This is a genomic window from Paenibacillus sp. ALJ109b (assembly GCF_010747435.1).
Taxonomy (GTDB): Bacteria; Bacillota; Bacilli; order Paenibacillales; family Paenibacillaceae; genus Paenibacillus; species Paenibacillus taichungensis.
In genome coordinates this window covers 56648-73574 of sequence record NZ_JAAIFP010000002.1, presented here as the reverse complement: position 1 = coordinate 73574, position 16927 = coordinate 56648, and the positions used below count along the sequence as shown (strand labels likewise).

Annotated in this window: 19 protein-coding genes, 1 tRNA gene and 1 pseudogene; 8 read left to right on the top strand and 13 right to left on the bottom strand. The window is 46.0% G+C overall.

Features of this window, described 5'->3' with window-relative positions; translation table 11 throughout:
- Positions 1–32: 32 nt before the first annotated feature.
- Positions 33–842 (bottom strand): glutamate racemase, encoded by an 810-nt coding sequence (gene racE, locus G3352_RS02320; protein ID WP_163753481.1) that lies wholly within the window; start codon positions 840–842, stop codon positions 33–35.
- A 224-nt stretch (positions 843–1066) separates the two neighbouring features.
- Entirely contained in the window at positions 1067–1453 is a 387-nt protein-coding gene (locus G3352_RS02315; protein WP_076292071.1) for a YtxH domain-containing protein, read from the bottom strand.
- Positions 1454–1477: 24 nt separating this feature from the next.
- On the opposite strand from G3352_RS02315, the gene G3352_RS02310 reads away from it, so the two are divergent.
- A complete protein-coding gene (locus tag G3352_RS02310; protein ID WP_163753479.1) occupies positions 1478–1672 on the top strand; it encodes a hypothetical protein in 195 nt (64 codons plus the stop codon).
- Here the strand turns inward: G3352_RS02310 and G3352_RS02305 are convergent.
- From G3352_RS02305 to G3352_RS02290, 4 genes and pseudogenes are all read right to left on the bottom strand, one after another.
- On the bottom strand, positions 1641–2546 hold the full coding sequence (locus G3352_RS02305) for a DUF4261 domain-containing protein (protein WP_163753477.1): 906 nt from the start codon (positions 2544–2546) through the stop codon (positions 1641–1643). The two genes, G3352_RS02310 and G3352_RS02305, sit on opposite strands and share 32 nt — an antisense overlap.
- An 11-nt stretch (positions 2547–2557) precedes the next feature.
- Positions 2558–3019: a DUF86 domain-containing protein gene (locus tag G3352_RS02300; protein WP_090895506.1), complete on the bottom strand. Its 462-nt coding sequence runs from the start codon at positions 3017–3019 to the stop codon at positions 2558–2560.
- Between the two features lie 173 nt (positions 3020–3192).
- Positions 3193–3480, bottom strand: coding sequence for a Dabb family protein (locus tag G3352_RS02295; RefSeq protein WP_063564906.1), 288 nt, complete (start codon positions 3478–3480; stop codon positions 3193–3195).
- 284 nt (positions 3481–3764) lie between these two features.
- Positions 3765–4157 (bottom strand): annotated as a pseudogene (locus G3352_RS02290) (phage holin family protein); the annotation flags it as partial.
- Positions 4158–4596: 439 nt separating this feature from the next.
- On the opposite strand from G3352_RS02290, the gene G3352_RS02285 reads away from it, so the two are divergent.
- Positions 4597–5193: a helix-turn-helix domain-containing protein gene (locus G3352_RS02285; RefSeq protein ID WP_024629188.1), complete on the top strand. Its 597-nt coding sequence runs from the start codon at positions 4597–4599 to the stop codon at positions 5191–5193.
- A gap of 679 nt (positions 5194–5872) precedes the next feature.
- On the opposite strand, the gene G3352_RS02280 is transcribed toward G3352_RS02285, so the two are convergent.
- Complete coding sequence (locus G3352_RS02280) at positions 5873–7027, bottom strand: sn-glycerol-1-phosphate dehydrogenase (protein ID WP_163753475.1); 1155 nt, start codon at positions 7025–7027, stop codon at positions 5873–5875.
- 159 nt (positions 7028–7186) lie between these two features.
- Here G3352_RS02280 and G3352_RS02275 point away from each other — a divergent pair, with 159 nt between their 5' ends.
- A complete protein-coding gene (locus G3352_RS02275; protein ID WP_163753473.1) occupies positions 7187–7366 on the top strand; it encodes a hypothetical protein in 180 nt (59 codons plus the stop codon).
- A 59-nt stretch (positions 7367–7425) separates the two neighbouring features.
- On the opposite strand, the gene G3352_RS02270 is transcribed toward G3352_RS02275, so the two are convergent.
- Positions 7426–7509, bottom strand: a tRNA-Leu gene (locus tag G3352_RS02270).
- A 233-nt stretch (positions 7510–7742) separates the two neighbouring features.
- On the opposite strand from G3352_RS02270, the gene G3352_RS02265 reads away from it, so the two are divergent.
- The 4 genes from G3352_RS02265 to G3352_RS02250 all read left to right on the top strand — a co-directional run bounded on the left by G3352_RS02265 (position 7743) and on the right by G3352_RS02250 (position 10980).
- On the top strand, positions 7743–8930 hold the full coding sequence (locus G3352_RS02265) for an adenosylhomocysteinase (RefSeq protein ID WP_163753471.1): 1188 nt from the start codon (positions 7743–7745) through the stop codon (positions 8928–8930).
- A gap of 40 nt (positions 8931–8970) precedes the next feature.
- Positions 8971–9963: a Gfo/Idh/MocA family protein gene (locus G3352_RS02260; protein ID WP_163753470.1), complete on the top strand. Its 993-nt coding sequence runs from the start codon at positions 8971–8973 to the stop codon at positions 9961–9963.
- Positions 9964–10022: 59 nt separating this feature from the next.
- Entirely contained in the window at positions 10023–10418 is a 396-nt protein-coding gene (locus tag G3352_RS02255; RefSeq protein WP_163753468.1) for a DoxX family protein, read from the top strand.
- Positions 10419–10620: 202 nt separating this feature from the next.
- Complete coding sequence (locus G3352_RS02250) at positions 10621–10980, top strand: winged helix-turn-helix transcriptional regulator (RefSeq protein WP_163753466.1); 360 nt, start codon at positions 10621–10623, stop codon at positions 10978–10980.
- Between the two features lie 75 nt (positions 10981–11055).
- On the opposite strand, the gene G3352_RS02245 is transcribed toward G3352_RS02250, so the two are convergent.
- From G3352_RS02245 to G3352_RS02225, 5 genes are all read right to left on the bottom strand, one after another.
- Complete coding sequence (locus tag G3352_RS02245; protein ID WP_163753464.1) at positions 11056–12672, bottom strand: sensor domain-containing diguanylate cyclase; 1617 nt, start codon at positions 12670–12672, stop codon at positions 11056–11058.
- A gap of 179 nt (positions 12673–12851) precedes the next feature.
- Complete coding sequence (locus G3352_RS02240) at positions 12852–13601, bottom strand: spermidine synthase (protein WP_345940709.1); 750 nt, start codon at positions 13599–13601, stop codon at positions 12852–12854.
- A gap of 99 nt (positions 13602–13700) precedes the next feature.
- On the bottom strand, positions 13701–14603 hold the full coding sequence (locus G3352_RS02235) for a LysR family transcriptional regulator (RefSeq protein WP_053783582.1): 903 nt from the start codon (positions 14601–14603) through the stop codon (positions 13701–13703).
- 144 nt (positions 14604–14747) lie between these two features.
- Positions 14748–15485, bottom strand: coding sequence for an SDR family oxidoreductase (locus tag G3352_RS02230; protein WP_163753461.1), 738 nt, complete (start codon positions 15483–15485; stop codon positions 14748–14750).
- 26 nt (positions 15486–15511) lie between these two features.
- Positions 15512–15787, bottom strand: a complete 276-nt coding sequence (locus G3352_RS02225) for an Atu4866 domain-containing protein (protein WP_163753459.1) — start codon at positions 15785–15787, stop codon at positions 15512–15514.
- A 165-nt stretch (positions 15788–15952) separates the two neighbouring features.
- On the opposite strand from G3352_RS02225, the gene G3352_RS02220 reads away from it, so the two are divergent.
- Complete coding sequence (locus G3352_RS02220; RefSeq protein ID WP_163753457.1) at positions 15953–16885, top strand: AraC family transcriptional regulator; 933 nt, start codon at positions 15953–15955, stop codon at positions 16883–16885.
- Positions 16886–16927 lie beyond the last annotated feature (42 nt).

Sequence of the window (16927 nt, the reverse complement as noted above, 5' to 3'; positions counted from 1 at the left end):
GGGATTCTTATAAGCCTAGAAATCAAAAAAAGTTATGGTAATTGGGTAACCTGCCACACAACTGGCGTTTTGGAGATCTGCTCTCCCAACCATTGGCGGGTAATATTCTGGAACATGCGGGGGTCCCCTGTGCAAAAAAATTGATGGACTGGCGTCTCATTTCCACTGGCCAGCTTTCGTTTATCATACAAAATCGTACTAATTTCCCTCGCCGTTTCATCTGCCGAACTAATCAGCTTCACTTCCTGCCCCATAACCTCCTGGATGGTATCCATGAGAAAAGGATAGTGCGTACAACCCAGAATAAGACAATCAATTGGCTGCTGCTTAATTTCGCCTAAAGATTGCTCCACCGTACTTGTCGTTTGCTCGGAACGGAATTCGCCTTGCTCCACCAGTGGCACAAGTGCCGGACAAGCCTGACTGACCACATCAATATAGGGAGACAACTGTTTGAGTGCAGATGTATACGCACCACTACCAATAGTTCCCACGGTGCCAATGACACCGATGCGTCCTGTGCGTGTGGCTGTGATGGCTGCTCGTGCTCCCGGATGAATGACACCAATGACAGGCACATTCACCTTGGCTCGAATATAGTCGAGCGCTGCTGCCGTAGCCGTATTACAGGCGATAACGATAACTTTCGGATCGAACTGGATCAAGAAATCAACGATTTGTTCCGTGAATTGTTTAACTTGTTCGGACGAACGGGGTCCGTACGGTGTCCGGGCAGTATCTCCAAAATAGATGATCTTTTCCCGTGGGAGCTGACGCATCACTTCCTTGGCGACGGTCAATCCCCCTACACCGGAGTCTAATATAGCGATTGCTTGCTGCACGAACACACCGCTTCCTTCTTCATTGATTTGGTTCTGTTAACAAATTGGTTCCCAGAGCTTTCTTCCTACCGTATGAATGTTCAGGCAAAAAGGTACCTACATCTTACCCGATTTCATCGCAGGGTTCAAACAAATACCGTTTCGTACAACTCCTGTACGACCACGCACAACAAAGCAGGCTCCCCTCCAGATGGAGGAAAGCCCGCTCGCGTTCAAGCTTAGTTTTAGATGTTATCTTTGGAGTCGTCGGCAGGTAGCTTCGCGATGACTTCAATACCTGACTCATTCGCTGCATCTGCATCGATGGAAGAATCGGAATCAGTAATGACGGCGGATACGCGCACTTCTTTACCTTCAGCGCAATTGCGCCAGGATTGGATATCCTGGATAACGACATCTGCCGTCTCTTTTACTTTGGATACGATCTGTGCGCTTTGTTCGCCCACCTTAGTAGCCAGCTCCTGACCTTTCTCACTCACCTGACGTGCACCTTCCGAAATGTCCTGACGCAGCTCACGTCCAGATTTTGGTGCCAGCAGCAGCGCTGTCACCGAACCTACAACTGAACCGATTAATGCTCCCCACAACAAACTTTTGTTAGAATCCTTCACGTCGCATCTCTCCCTTTACCTTAAATGAAGTACCGAATAACCAAGCAACGGACTGTTGCTCGTCAATCCGGGCGAATGCCTACTCTGTTGATGCAGTATAAGCAGCAAGGGCTTGACCTGACACTCGGATACCAAAAAAAATTCTGGATACCGTCTTTCGCACCTTCTGACGTTATCGAGATATGTCTCAAGTCTGCCGCGCCGGCTCAAGCGGAGTAGCGGCATGTTCATCACCCGGGTCCAGATCAATTACATATCTTCCTGGTGCAATCAATGCCGCCTGATGCTCACAACGCCAGCGTCGTCCGCCGGAAGATCCCAGCGTCTGTCCATCCTGTAGAACATCTCCCTGATCAAATATGTAATAGGCGGCACCCAGTAATGTCTGGGCTACCGTGTCCGGATCGAGTCCAATGAAATGACACTGTACATCAGGCACGCCAAGTGCTGACAAACCTACCGTGTCCATAACCAGCTGACGCTGTTCCTCCGTTCCCCCAGCCTGATACATGCGCACATTCATCGCAGCGTAAAGATGCTCCTCACGTTCCTGTGACAGCACATAGGCTTCCGGTTCAACCAATTTGTCACTGCCGTACCAGTATAACGCCTCACAAGGCAACACTTCCATGACAGCCTGAATCGTCTTTTGGAACAATTCGAGTCGCTGTTTGCGCGGCATGGCAGCAGTGAACATATCATGAAGTCGGATGGAATATTGGATCGTTTCCATAGCTTGTCCTGCTTCTGGCCAATGCCAGGCTTGCTGCAAAGCCCCTCCAAAGCGGGCGCGATCTACAATTTCAGTAATGGGGAGCATGCAAGTCTGAGCCGGAATATTACCTTCCTGAAAAGAAACCTTATGGTCCAGATGGTAGAAAACCAGCATCTCAGGTTTATGCTCCTCATTTCCCTGCTTCACATCAAGCCGGACTTGTCCGGTATGACGGCTCAGTGCATCCTGCAAACGCCCCTGATCTATAACGGGACGTTCCTGAAATAACAGCTCAATCATATATACCGGATGAAATCCGGAGGGTATGTCGTTCGTTTCATTATTTTCTTCTCGATCTTCTTTCCATTCGTTCGTCATGCTGCTTCCCCTCATTCCTTGCTCTGTCCCTCGGCCTGTGCAGTCTGGAAAGGTCCGAGTTCTTTTTCCACATAGGTATTGACCTGATGGGAAAAATGTTCAAGCACGCCCGGCAAGTCACTGCTCAGTGGATGCAGTTCAGACCGCTCCCAGCTGTAATAGTCCTGAACAAGCGGCTTGCGCAACGATACGAGGCGACTCAGCACCTCATAGGTTGCATGATCAAAAACCTTCTCTTCATGGTTAATCTGAATAATATCGTCATAGCTGCTCGCATCACGCATGATGAAGCCGTCTATCAGATAACTCCCCACATCTGTAACGATTTCAATTGCGAGATGAAGACAGCGTTCCTGTACCAAACCCAGCATGAGACTGCCATCCCAAGCTTGTGACGCGCGACGAAGACCTTCGGCCACCTCCGGTACGGCAGCAAGCCTGCGGGCAATCTGTTCTCTGTTTACGTAATACAATGTGTTCACTTCCCGTTCAGTGAATTATCGGTTCCTTTTTCCTCTTCGCTTCAGCCAAAATAACATCACAGGACAAGCGATCAGAAACACGACAAAAATATATAAAAATTCCATAACGTCTCTTAAATCGCTCATGCAGAGTCCCCTTTATCCAAAGTAGAATGAATAACAGATTAGATTTCGTAGTCCACTGCAATCGACTGCTCTCTGACCTCGTTCATATACTTGATGACTTCCTGATGCAGCGGATGCACCTGATATGCCTGAAGATCTTCCAGTGATGCAAATTCTGCCGTAAGTGAGATGTCAAAAGATCTGTCCGAACGAAGCACGTCGATACCCACTTCAAGCGAGACCAGAACATCAATTTTCCCTTGCAGATTGCGAAGAACATTCGCAGCAGCTTCAATACTTTCAGGAGAACGATCTTTCATTTTAAACAGAACAATATGTTTAATCATCAGACAAGCACCTCATTTGAGTATAATAATTGGTATGAATGAATTTTCTTGTATCCAAAATATATCATAACGTCCTCTATTACGAAAGGATACTTGGAAACGTTCTCTTAAAAGACAATCTAATTAGGGCTGCTTTCATTCGCCTTTGATTTCTCTTGAGACATTTTATCCGTCTGATCAGTTTGATTTGTCTGTTTTTCCTGAACTACTTCTGCTGCTTGTTCTTTAGATTCCTTATTCTCCACGTCCGGTTGCGGTTGAGGCCATTCCCTGTCAGACAACTCCTCCTGTTTTTTCAGCACCGCTATAGCCTGTCTTAGCTTGTCAGGCAATGGAAGCCCAATGCGGGCATAATTTTCGGTAATGGATATCAGCTCATTCACCAGATAAAAGTAGATGGCTCCCCCTTTAATGATGTCAGTTCCCATGAGCAGGTCAATTCGATGTGCAAGCAGAATAACCGTTAACATGAGGCCTTTGCGCGCGAGCCCCCAGAATCCAACATTACTATTCAACCCTTTCCCCGTTCTTACTGCCGCAGCGAGACCCGTAATATAATCCACAGCCATTGCAACCGCCAGTAAGCTAAGCAGCTGATCCCATCCACCAAAAGCAAACGTCATGAACGCCCCTGAAATGGCAGCAAAGGTACTTACGGATGGACTCACGTTTCTCACCTCTCCCTCTCACTCGATCTCCATACAAGATATGTAAGAATAAGAGATTTTGACAGTCCACATGCCTGGCTTAACACGCGGATTTCTAATTTCAGATTTGTGCACATTGGAAATGGGTTCCTTTAACGGACGTCGAATATTTATGGGTAAATCAGGGAAATAAACCGCATCATATCAACAAAAAATAGATAAAAGTACTAAAGTCTCACTAATAGGTAATTAGACTCATTTTATTTTTATTCATTATCTATTTGATCCCTTAAATTTAGTGAAACATTGTAATCTAGGAATATACTAGGATGTGAATTGCGTCTGGTCTAGTTCATAATTCCTCCTTTGTAGCGGATTCACGCATCCACTCATTTGAAACAGGTGCACCCGGCACTTGAAAGTACCCCCGTACTTATTGTAGTATTTGGTTAAAAAAATCGGAGGAAATATGCCTAATCAACCAGAACAACATTCCATCCAGGCGTGGTCTCTGATCAACCGTAAATATTTGGGAAAAGGCGTCCGTGTTAAACGATTCCGAAAACCGACACGCTGTCAAATCCGCAACCGTGTTCTTCTTGCCGTGCTGATGGCCAATGATATCAAGTTGTCTCAGCTCGCCGAAGATCTATCCATCTCTTCACGCAGCGTCAGCGCGTGGGTGTATGAAGGACGGATACCCGGCAGTACCAATTTGGACAAGGCATGCCAATTGCTAGGCTACCCGCGCCACATTCTTTTTAATGAAGAAGTGGTACGCAAAAGCCCTGTCATTTGTCAGCCCGAGCCTTCCCGCTTCATGAAGCGTACGGTGACCCGTTCTCCGGTTAGCAACCGTATTCTGACAGGCTTGTGTATGGTCCATGATTTGTCGGTGACAGATGTCAGCCACTGGATCGGGGTTCACCCCGGCACTTTCCGCAAATGGCTGCATCAGGGAACGCTGCCTTCTGCTGCGTTTCAGGAACAAGCGGAACAATTTTTCCGCATCCCGAAAACTATTTTGTTCGCAGATGTCATCTTGAAAGATCGCCACAATAACTAAATTAGCGAACAACCAAAAGGCTCTGTCCTCCCCCAATGGGAAAGACAGAGCCTTTTTAAAATGCCATTTTCATCGTACAGGTTATATTAAGTTACCATTTCTCCAGTCGGTTGCACTCCTTATCGTCTCTCAAGGACGGTAAGCCGCCCTCTTGCCCTCCAAACAGCTTTGGATGCACCTTTCCCTTCATTCCCAGTCACCCCTTAACCTGGGCCGATACAGCGTGCTCTCTGGACGAGGGAAAATCCATTGTCGAAAGGCGCGGCCACTTATACCCATATGCCCATATATACCTCATCCATGCTAACCAACCATTCCATTAAATCATTGATCATTTAAAGAAATAGAACTTCATCGTTAGCTCCATTCCCCGATCTATTTGTACGAACAATTTAATCCAACGCTTTATATGAAATATAAAAAAGCCTTTCCTTTTAGGGAATAGGCTTTAATTCATCCTCTAATTCAGTTTGAATAACGTTTGACCCGATCCATTCTAAACCCTTGTATGACCTTGTTCTTCAGAAATTTATCTGGCTATATTACTTTCCAATCAAGCACCAATACCTCTATTGTATACAACGACACTATCTTGTCTCATACATTACATTCAGTACTCTTAATTTGTACGTACAACTAAATGCATAAGATAGCACTTGTTCATATTATTTTTTCACTCTTATTTCGAACCGACATTTAGAATCTCATTGATATATTTCAATCCCGTATAACGATCCCGTAGCAAATGAGCTGTGGTGAAAGCATGTTCCACCATCTCCATGGATACACCCAGTTGTTCAGTCGTCGTAGGTCCCCCAACTTGCTCAAGCCAAGCTATAAGCTGAGAAGCATCCGGCAGATTATTATAAATACGGAAAATCGGCTCTTCGGATTTTTGTGCAAGATCTTTGTATTTTACGGTAAGCAATGCACAGGCTACTCCCACCTTGGCTCCATGAAAAACAGGCTTGTGCCCTGCCTCCATCAGGTCCATCTCCCACCGATGAGACAGATGATGTTCTCCACCAGATGCCGGACGGGAATGATCAATGATTAGCATAGAAATGCCGGAAGCGATCAGCGCATCCATCAATACAGTCACACCATCGGCCCGTCCTTCAGCGATACCTTTGATATTCCCCACACAGGTCGTTAGTGCTTCTTCCGTCATGCGATAAGCTACGGGGCAGAACGGTTCCCCACCCAGATCCCCGGAAACCACCCAGTCCGCCAGTGATGTATATTTACCAAGCATATCTCCGAATCCGGCGGCATTCATCTCTTGGGGAGCCTGCTCCAAAATATCGATATCCGCAAAAATAGCTTCAGGCGGCACCGCCTGGAACGTCTGTTTGACGCCGCTTACAATAAGAGGAGCACCTGCCGAGGTAAATCCGTCAACCGAAGCTGCTGTAGGTACTGAAAGAAAGGGCTTGTTCATTTTGGAGCAAACGAATCGCACCAGGTCATGGATGGTCCCTGAACCAGCAGCAATAATCGCCTGACTTTCCTTTTTCACACCCAGCAGTACCTGTACAATCCCGCCCTCATCGGCGATCACGTCGCCTGCTTTGTTCTCTGGCATGCATATCTCATCCACATGAATGCCCGCTTCTCGGATGTTCTTTACCACCTCATGGCCTGCTGCCGGACCCGTAAATCGATCATATACAACCGTTACATGTTTGTATCCTTGCTCGGACAAATAACCAGGTAACTGCTGAATAGCTCCATGCTCCAGATAGACCTGCATTTCCACCAACCGATGATCATGCCCACAAGTGCAATTCTGTGCTTCTTCGTTCCATGCGGCAATCCGCTCGTTCATATTCATTTCGCCTTAACCTCCCTTAAGAAATATCATGCATAATTACATGGAGAAAACCACAAAATGAAAAAAGGAAATAAAATGTGAGTATTTTCCTGATCACACTTTACTTCCTGTATTAAAAATTTGCAAATCCCAAACTCACATTCCCAAGCAGGTGAACCTATGAAATTAACCAAAGAAATAGGAATTTCTCTCGGATTTCTCGCAGGAACGACATTTGGCAGCGGCATCGCCTTTTTGTTTCGCTTTCAGGCATATGAGGTGATGGCCAGTGTTGCACTCTTTGGTATTGTTGGAGCGATTGCAGGCCTATGTGTGCAACAATTCATATTCAATAAATAAAAAACAAAAAAAGCTCGCGAATTGCCTTTAGAGCAATTTCGCGAGCTTTTTTTCTTCGATGCGGTCGAGAGGACTCGAACCTCCACGGGGGTTAGCCCACACGGACCTGAACCGTGCGCGTCTGCCAATTCCGCCACGACCGCATAATATGTATCTTCTCATCATGAATGAAAAGCATTCCGGTCAAGCAATTGCTTGTTTTACCGTAATTAAGAGTATACATGCTCTCTAATAAGTTTGCAACACCTTTTTCTAAGCTGCAATGAAAAGGACATATGTCCTTTTTTAACCCCATCAAACTCCCTATCGTAGACATTAAGCAGATCATGTGTCCTGCTGGACACGCTATACCTTGCATAGAAAAGGGGAGTTTTGCATGACGATCAAGAACACAACACATGAACGTATTGAAGAAGGAAAACGTAGCATTCACTGGACGGAAATGCATATGCCCCTACTCGGCGAATTGAAAACTCAGTTTGCCAAAGAGCGGCCTTTTGCTGGCTTAACCATCGGTATATGTATTCATGTGGAGCCCAAAACAGCTGTGTTATGCCGCACACTCCAGGCAGGTGGAGCCAACGTTGTATTGACTGGCAGCCCGGGCACAACCAAAGACGTAGTCGCAGCAGCTCTGCAGGAAGAAGGCATCACGGTATATGGTCAACGTGTGGACAGACGCAATGAGCATCTGCAAAATATCCACAGTGTACTTCGTCACCAACCCCATCTCCTTATGGATAATGGAGCTGATCTGGCGCGCACGCTCATTCAACAGTATGATACTAACTCTCTTATTGGTGGTACGGAGGAGACAACGACCGGTGCCAATCTGCTGCGTGAAGAGACGGGTGAGAACATTCCTTTCCCGATCATTGTTATTAATGACAGCCCACTCAAACGAATTATGGAAAATGAACACGGTGTTGGACAGACCATTATTGAAGGTTTTATGCGTACTACAAACCTAATTCTGCCCACACGTCGTTTCGTCATCGTAGGTTATGGAACCTGTGGACGAGGCATTGCCAGGTATTTGCGGAATCTGGGCAGCCAGGTCGTCGTTGTTGAAACCGATCCGATTGCTGGCCTGGAAGCGGCGTTGGATGGATTCAGAGTGGCACGATTGGAGGATACATTTGCGTTTGCTCAAGTGTACATTACTGTCACTGGCCGTCCTAACGCCATTCTGAAGGAACATTTTAATCAAATGAATGATGGAACGATCCTCGCCAATGCCGGACATTTTTCTTGGGAGATGGATCTGGAAAGTCTCCGTCAGGATGCGAAGCATACGGAACAACTGACCGCGAATATTGAACAATTTACATTAACCAACGGACGTCGACTCATGCTGCTTACTCAAGGCGAGATGCTGAACTTAGCTGGTGGCAGCGGCAATCCTGCCGAAACGATGGATCTGGGCTTGTCCCTGCAAGCCGCCTCCCTCCTATATCTTGTACAGCAACGCCAACATCTCACCCTCGGACCACAGCCGGTTCCTCATAGCGTTAACAACACCATTGCCGGACAGATGCTGAAGCATTTAAGCTACAAAATCTAATCAGTGTGATTGGTGATCTGCATTTAAAGGAGAGGCTCACATGAAAAAAGCGAAACTTTGTTTTATCGGCGCAGGATTCCATGCATCCACGAATATATATCCATCTGCTGTTGAAGCAGGAGCAGACATTCAGGCCATCGCCACCCGCAGTATTGAACGGTCAGGGGCGGCTCTCCTCCGTTTTGGGAGCAGCGGGAAAGCGTATGATAATACTCAGCTGATGCTGCAGAATGAAGACTGTGACGGCGTCGTTGTTGTGGCGCAACCAGAGGATCAGACAGCACTTGCCCTTGAATGCATCCGGGCTGGCAAAAATGTATACGTGGATAAACCCCTCGGATGGAATGCTGCCGAAGCTGCTGCTGTGGCTGAAGCTGCCCAAAAGGCGGGTGTGGTTGTCATGGTCGGATTTATGAAACGATATGCTCCAGTCTACATGAAACTCAAGGAACTGATTGATGGTGGATCATTGGGCAGAGCACGTTCTTTCCAAATGAAATTCGCTGTAGACAGCACACCATTCTGCAAGGATGAGGAACAATTCATAAAGCTCGCTGCCATTCATATGGTCGATCTGATGCGTTTTCTGTTCGGGGAAGCCATACAGGTCACAGGCACAACGGTTAAGGACGGAGAACATATTAACCAGAGCATTTCCCTGAAATTTGATCATGGTGTGGTGGGCAGTGCCTACTTTGTTGGCATGAGTGCATGGTCACGCGAGAGCGAAAGTGTACTAGTCACTTTTGACGAAGGATTTGCGTTAGCAGATGAAATTAACACACTTACGGTTCATCAATCTCGTACAGGGGATAACCTTCCCTGGAAATCCCTTGAGGAGCAGGATACTGTTTTCACTCCCTCCGGCTCTCCCATGTCAGGCGCTTATCGCGACCTCTACTTACGGGGATTTGTAGGAGAGATGGCTCATTTTATGGAATGCTGCCAGAATAACTCTGTTCCACATTCTAGTGGCAAGGATAATATTGAAACCATGGCGCTATGTGATACCATTCTGGCGTCGCTGATCTGACGTTCATACGATATATAAGACCAATCATTTTATACAACCAGAGAAGAGGAAAGAAGCACATGTTAGACGCCGGATTACTTATCATTCGACTTGTTATTGGTTTCATTATGATGGGTCATGCATGCAAGAAGTTGTTTGGCTGGTTTGGTGGAGAAGGCATATCAGGAACAGCCGAATTTTTCGGCGCAATTGGTCTGAGGCCTGCAAGAATTATGGCTGTCTGTGGAGGCCTTATTGAATTGTTCGGCGGATTTCTGTTTGGGGCGGGTCTCTGGACTGGTTTTGCTGCCATTTTGCTCATCATCCCGATGGTTGTTGCCATAGCAAAAGTCCATGCAAGTAAAGGACTTTGGAATCTGAACGGAGGATTCGAGTACAATCTGGTTATGCTCGGATCGCTGATCGGTGTTGCACTTGCGGGTGCAGGAGCTTATTCTCTGGACGCTTTAATTTAATCTAGCTTTCCATTCCTGAGAACCTCGATGTTTCGTGATACGAAACCGGGGTTCTTTGTTGATTTAAACTCATACCGAGGCACGGGGTTTATAATCCAAGGGAGAAGTGATATGCTCATAGATGAGTGATATGTACATTTATGTGCTGTAGTACTAAAATTGATACTATAAATAACCACCACGAACTGGAGGTGCAATTATAATGAGAAAGAACCCGGCCGATGGGTGCCCCTCGCCTTATGGCTGTTCCGTCGAAGTCACGCTGAGCGTCATCGGAGGCAAATGGAAAGGTGCGATTCTATACCACCTATTCTCCGGCTCGTTAAGATTCAATGAGATCAGAAAGTTATTCCCTGATATTACTCAACGGATGTTAACTCTCCAGTTAAGAGAATTGGAAAGCAGCGGAATTGTTCACAGGGAAATCTATCCTCAGGTTCCACCCAAAGTGGAATATTCGCTTACACCGTTTGGAGAAACGCTCCAGCCGATTATTTACAGCATGCGAGACTGGGGAGAACAGTATACAAATGAAGTTCTGGCCAGATCACAAGAGGTCTAAACAAAAGCCAAAAGAAGCTATCCCTCTCTTAGATGGGATAGCTTCTTTTGGCTTAGAAATAAAAGAGAGTAAACCTTATTTTATGACCGTTTGAATGGTAATGGTCCGATTACGTCCCTCTTCCTTGGCTTGATATAACGCATTGTCCGCCAAATGGAACAACTCTGTCGCCGTTGTGGAATGCAGCGGATATTCGGCAATGCCTGCCGAAATCGTCACAGAACGATCAATGGGTAATATACTCTGTTCCACCGATACACGGATATGCTCGGCAACCTGATACGCTGTTTTGGAATCCGTATGTCGCAATAACACAACAAACTCCTCCCCGCCAAACCGGGAACATATATCCTGCGTCCGAACCGACAGTTTAATGATATTCGCGATATGCTTCAGAACCTGATCCCCCGCATGATGCCCATACGTATCGTTTATGGATTTAAAGCGATCAATATCCAGTACCACAATGGAGAACGGAACTTCTTCATCAATCCACTGCTGAATGACTTCTTCAAATGTCCTGCGATTGGTCATTCCGGTTAATACATCCGTTCTGGCATCATAAGTAAGCTGATCCTTTTGCTTTCGAAAATTCGCCAATGCACTTAGCACGGTTCGTGTTAACAAGTCCGCTTCCCTGTTCCAATGCGGCTTCATTACAGGCAGATCTACTTTACCCTGATCCACCTGGTTAACCAAATCTGCAAGGTAAACAAACGGACTAGCCAGCTTGCGCGCTACACGAATAACGATAAGCGTCAGAATGATAAACGGGATAGAAGTGTACAGCAGCAACATGCGAATATGTTGATTCAGCTGATCGTATACCATCTGGGTTGGAGATACAACGACAACTCCCCAATCTGTTGTCGGGACCTTATAATAACCTGCGAGTGAATCCACACCCGCCAGATTCTTGTATTGTTCTTTGCCTGTTTGGTCGTTAAGCAATTTCTGCACAACTTGATTTTTGCTTAGATTTTCACCGATTCTTTCCGTATCCGGGTGAAATAACAACGTCCCTTTGGCATCAACAATATAAAAATAAGAGCCATTACTCGTCTTTAGTTGACTGCCAAATGACAGGTTCAAAATGTTGTTTTCCTGCAGATAGATACTCCCACTAATCAAACCTTTGAATTCACCTGATGGACTGAAGATCGGTTCACTCACAAAAACGACTCTGCGTTCCGAATAAGGTGCACGATACGCTTCGGATATAAAGGAAGCCCTCGATTTAAACGCATATTTCGCTGCATTAGAAGTTATAGGCTGTCCCAGGCTTTTTTCCAAATAAGGAGATGAACCTCGAATAATTCCCGATGCATCTATAAGAGAAACCGAATTGAAGTAGTTACTGCTGTTTCGAATCAAATCCAGTGTGGAATCCAGTTTTTTGGCGTCTGCATAGTCTATATCCGGAAAATAGTTGGCTGAATACTTCAAACTGCCCTGCATGGATTGAAACAACGAGTCCAGAGTTTGGCTCATTTGCACGGCACTTGAATAATTAAGTGAGAGTGTATTATCAATCAGCGATTGCTTCTGGGATGTATAAGATGAAATAAACATAATGGTCAATGTCATCAAAACGGCAATGGTGACCAATCCACTCAACAGAGCGGTAAGGCTGATTTTTTTGATCTCCCTTACTTTTCTTCTTAATCTGGATGTTTTATTCTTTGCGATCATTATTGCGTCCCCCGGTTTTTCATAAAAAGGCATATTCCTTCTATCTTATACGAAAGTTGTTAAGAAGAAATAAATAGTTTGTGAAGTTCGAATAATTACATAGGAACATTGACGAATTAATGACAATTGATTACATGATATGACACTTTCTTCGAAATCTTCTGGATCTGTATTCGAGATTAAAATTCATTTGAATCCACAATAACATATCCCTCGCCAGGCTGCTGTTCTACAAACCCAGCCATATGACGTGATTGAAACGAAATGGGTCCGTCACAACCCACCAAAATACGATTTTGGATTTCATCTGTTGTTTCAGCCGGTAATGCAAACGAGCGTGTATAAGCGAAGTGTTCCTGTAACGTGGCATGAATCGCATTCACCAGTCTGTCATTGCCCGCACGACCAAATACATTCAACAATACGATACCACCAGAATGCAATTTGTCTTTTAGCATCGTGAAAAATGAGCTTGAAGTAAACTGTGCAGGTGTTCCCGCAGCCGTAAAAGCATCTACAATAATATAATTGTATGAGCCTGAGGTTTCCTGCTCCAATAGTTCACGACCGTCACCAACCAGCACATGATCTCCACTATATCCAAAGAAAGTTCTGCTGAGCTCAACGACCTCCGCATCAAGTTCGGCGACTTTTACTTGACGGTTAGACAAGTAGCTTGTTAAGGTTCCAATACCGTGGCCAATTACAAAAACCGATTCATATTCGGGATTATTTCGTTCCATCAGGTGAACCATCGCTCTTGGATACTCAAGCACTATTCGGGATGGCTCGTCCAGATCCATTGCCCCCTGTACTGCTGCATTGGAGAATTCCAGCACACGAAATCGGCCCTTTTCCCCATAAAGCTTGGATGTATCATATATCGTCAACTCATGCTGTTCACTCTTATTTCGGTATAAAACTCGCACTGACCGTTCTCCCTTCGTACTTTTACGCAAATGATTATACATGTGTTTCTAAAAAAAAAACCGACTCCGCTGGAACGGAAACGGTTTTTCCATGACCAATTAGGATTGAATCGCCTCATGCAGAGCCTGGACATACTCCACGCCCAGATTGGAAAGCGAAGCATTCTTATGGCTGATCCAGCCAACATTAATGGTCTCTTCACACTCCAGCGGGACAGGGATGATCTCATTCCCATTCAGGTCGGCACTAAGCACACCTGTCGAGATAGTGTATCCGTTCAAACCGATCAGCAGATTAAACAGCGTAGCTCGGTCGTTAACCTGTATGCTTTTGGGATGAGAAAGCGTGCTTAGGATCTCCTCTGAAAAATGGAAGGAGTTATATTCCCCCTGGTCAAAGGACAGGTATGGATAATCCTGAAGCTGTTCAATCGCAACCGATTCCTGCTTCGCCAGCGGATTTTGCACACTGATAAAAATATGCGGCTTGGCAACAAACAGACTGTTGAACACCAGCCCCGCATCCTTAAGCAGCTTGTTAATAACCTTGGAATTGAACTCATTCAGATATAGTATGCCAATTTCGCTGCGCAGGCTTTTTACATCCTGGATAATCTCATACGTTTTCGTCTCCCGCAGAGCCAGTTCATATTCATCCTGTCCGTACTGCTGCACCAGCTTGACGAAGGCATTTACTGCAAACGCATAGTGCTGTGTAGAAACGGAAAAATGTTGCGGAGACGGCTTCGCGTTCAAATAACGATTCTCCAGCAATTCCGCCTGCTCCACCACCTGGCGCGCATAACTTAGAAATTCCACGCCTTCTTTGGACAAGGTAATCCCTTTATTTGTGCGTTCAAAAATGGTAATCCGCAGCTCCTGCTCCAGATCCCGGATGGCATTCGACAGGCTGGGCTGGGAAATAAACAGCCGCTTGGCGGCTTCATTCATCGAGCCACGCGTGGCGACTTCAATCACATATTTTAGCTGTTGCAGCGTCAATGCATTATTCCCCTCTCTCTGGTGCGTTACTTAAACATACTATACCATATTGTAAAACCTAGACGATCTCTCTTTCAGAGGACAAAAAGACGCCCCCAACCCGTACATATGGTTGTGGACATCATTGGAGTCTTATAACGAGGTTTAAGCCATGCTTGCTGTGGGTCTCACCACGATTTCATTCACATCTACCTCAGCCGGCTGGTTGATCGCGTACAGAATGCTCTGAGCAATAGCCGTGGCCGGCAGGGATATGCGCCGATAATCTTTCATAAGCTCGCGTGCTTCATCATCAGAGATCGATTCGGCAAGTTCGGATTCAGTTACACCTGGCGATACGAGGGTCACCCGGATATCTGCGCCTACCTCCTGGCGCAACCCCTCCGAGATCGCACGGACCGCGTATTTGGTTGCACAATATACCGCGGCTGTTGGTGTCACAGCGTAGGCTCCGATGGAGGCGATATTAATAAACTGGCCGTAGCCCTGTTCTTTCATAACGGGCAGTCCAACTGCAATGCCGTGTAGAACACCGCGAATGTTAACATCAATCATACGATTCCACTCGTCTACTTTTAGTGCTTCAAGGGGCGATAGTGGCATGACTCCGGCATTATTAACGATTACATCCAAACGTCCATAACGACTGAGCGCAAGCTCTACGATCGTTTGCATTTCTTCCAGCTGTGTAACATCAAGAGTATGATATTCTACTGAACCACCTTCCGAGCGAATGGAGGAAGCCAGCGTCTCCAGACGATCCACTCGTCTTGCACCCATGACAACATGTGCCCCCTGCTCTGCTAACAGACGCGCCGCTGCCTCCCCAATCCCGCTGCTTGCTCCAGTAATCACAACAACTTTCCCTTTTACATTAGACATTTTGATTCCTCTCCCTATTAGATATTTTATTGTGCATTTTCTCTGTACAAAACCATGCCTGCATGATAAAGCACGCCGTCCTTAAAGTCTCCATCTGCGGTAAAGCCAGTATCATCCACATATTCAATATGGTCTCCATCGACTACATACCGACCTTGATATGCACTTTGCCTATTTCCCCGCGCTTCATCATAGCGACCGTCAGGGAGAAGTTCGTGCCTGATGTACCCGTCCTTCGTCACCCACATCCCAACATACGGGTGTTCCCCTTCTTGTCTGTCTCCTGATCTATTACCTTTCATATTCCCATGACACTCCTTTCTGTTGCCAACAGATTCAATTGCTTACCTTCATTATGTAAGAAATCGGTCTCTGTACGATAGAAGAATCCCACAGTATTCTTGCCTATTCGTCCAGTACATTCTAAAATAGTTAAACAAGTACGAGGAAAGGAGGGCCAGCAATCCATGCTTTCAAAAATGGAACAGGATACAGCTATTATTCAGCAGCAGCAGGAATTGGCTCGCTTAATCGGCCGTTTCACCCACGAAGACGGGGTTCATCTAACAGCAATTCCTTCGCTTGCTTTGATCCGTGCTTCCCAGGTTTCAGATCCTATTCATGCCGTGCACGAACCCGCCCTATGCATTGTGGCCCAAGGGTCCAAACTGGTTATTCTCGGACAGGAGAGCTACACCTATGACTCTTCACAGTATTTGGTTGCTTCCATAAACTTGCCTGTTTCAGGGCAAGTTGTACAGGCTACGACAGAACATCCCTATCTCTGCTTGCGGCTTGATTTTAATTCAGGGCAGATTTTTGATCTTATTCAGGATTCTCCCTCTACACAAACCAAACCCGACAAATCAACACGTCGTGGGTTGTTTGTAAGTTCAACCAAACCTCCGCTTCTGGAAGCCGTAATCCGATTGGTCAGATTGCTGGATACACCTGAAGACATTCCTGCACTTGCACCGCTTATGACTCGTGAGATTCTATATCGCCTGATTCAGGATGAACACGGACACTCCATCAGGCAGTTTGCGATTCAGAACAGTCATGCACAGCACATCGCTCAAGTCATTGAAGTGATCCAATCAGAATATGCCCATCCACTCCGAATCGAGCAATTGGCTTCCATGATTAACATGAGTACGTCCTCATTGCATTATCATTTCAAAGCCATTACCGCCATGAGCCCACTGCAATATCAAAAACAGATTCGATTGCAGGAGGCCAGGCGAATGCTGCTTGCAGGTTCAACCGATGCAGCCGATGCTGCATTCCAGGTAGGGTATGAGAGTCCTTCCCAATTCAGTCGGGAGTACACCCGCATGTATGGTCTTCCTCCCAAAAGTGATATCAAACGCCTTCGCCATACACTCCATATCGAATGCTAAAATATAAGCAAAAAAACCACGTCATAATGACGTGGTTTTTTG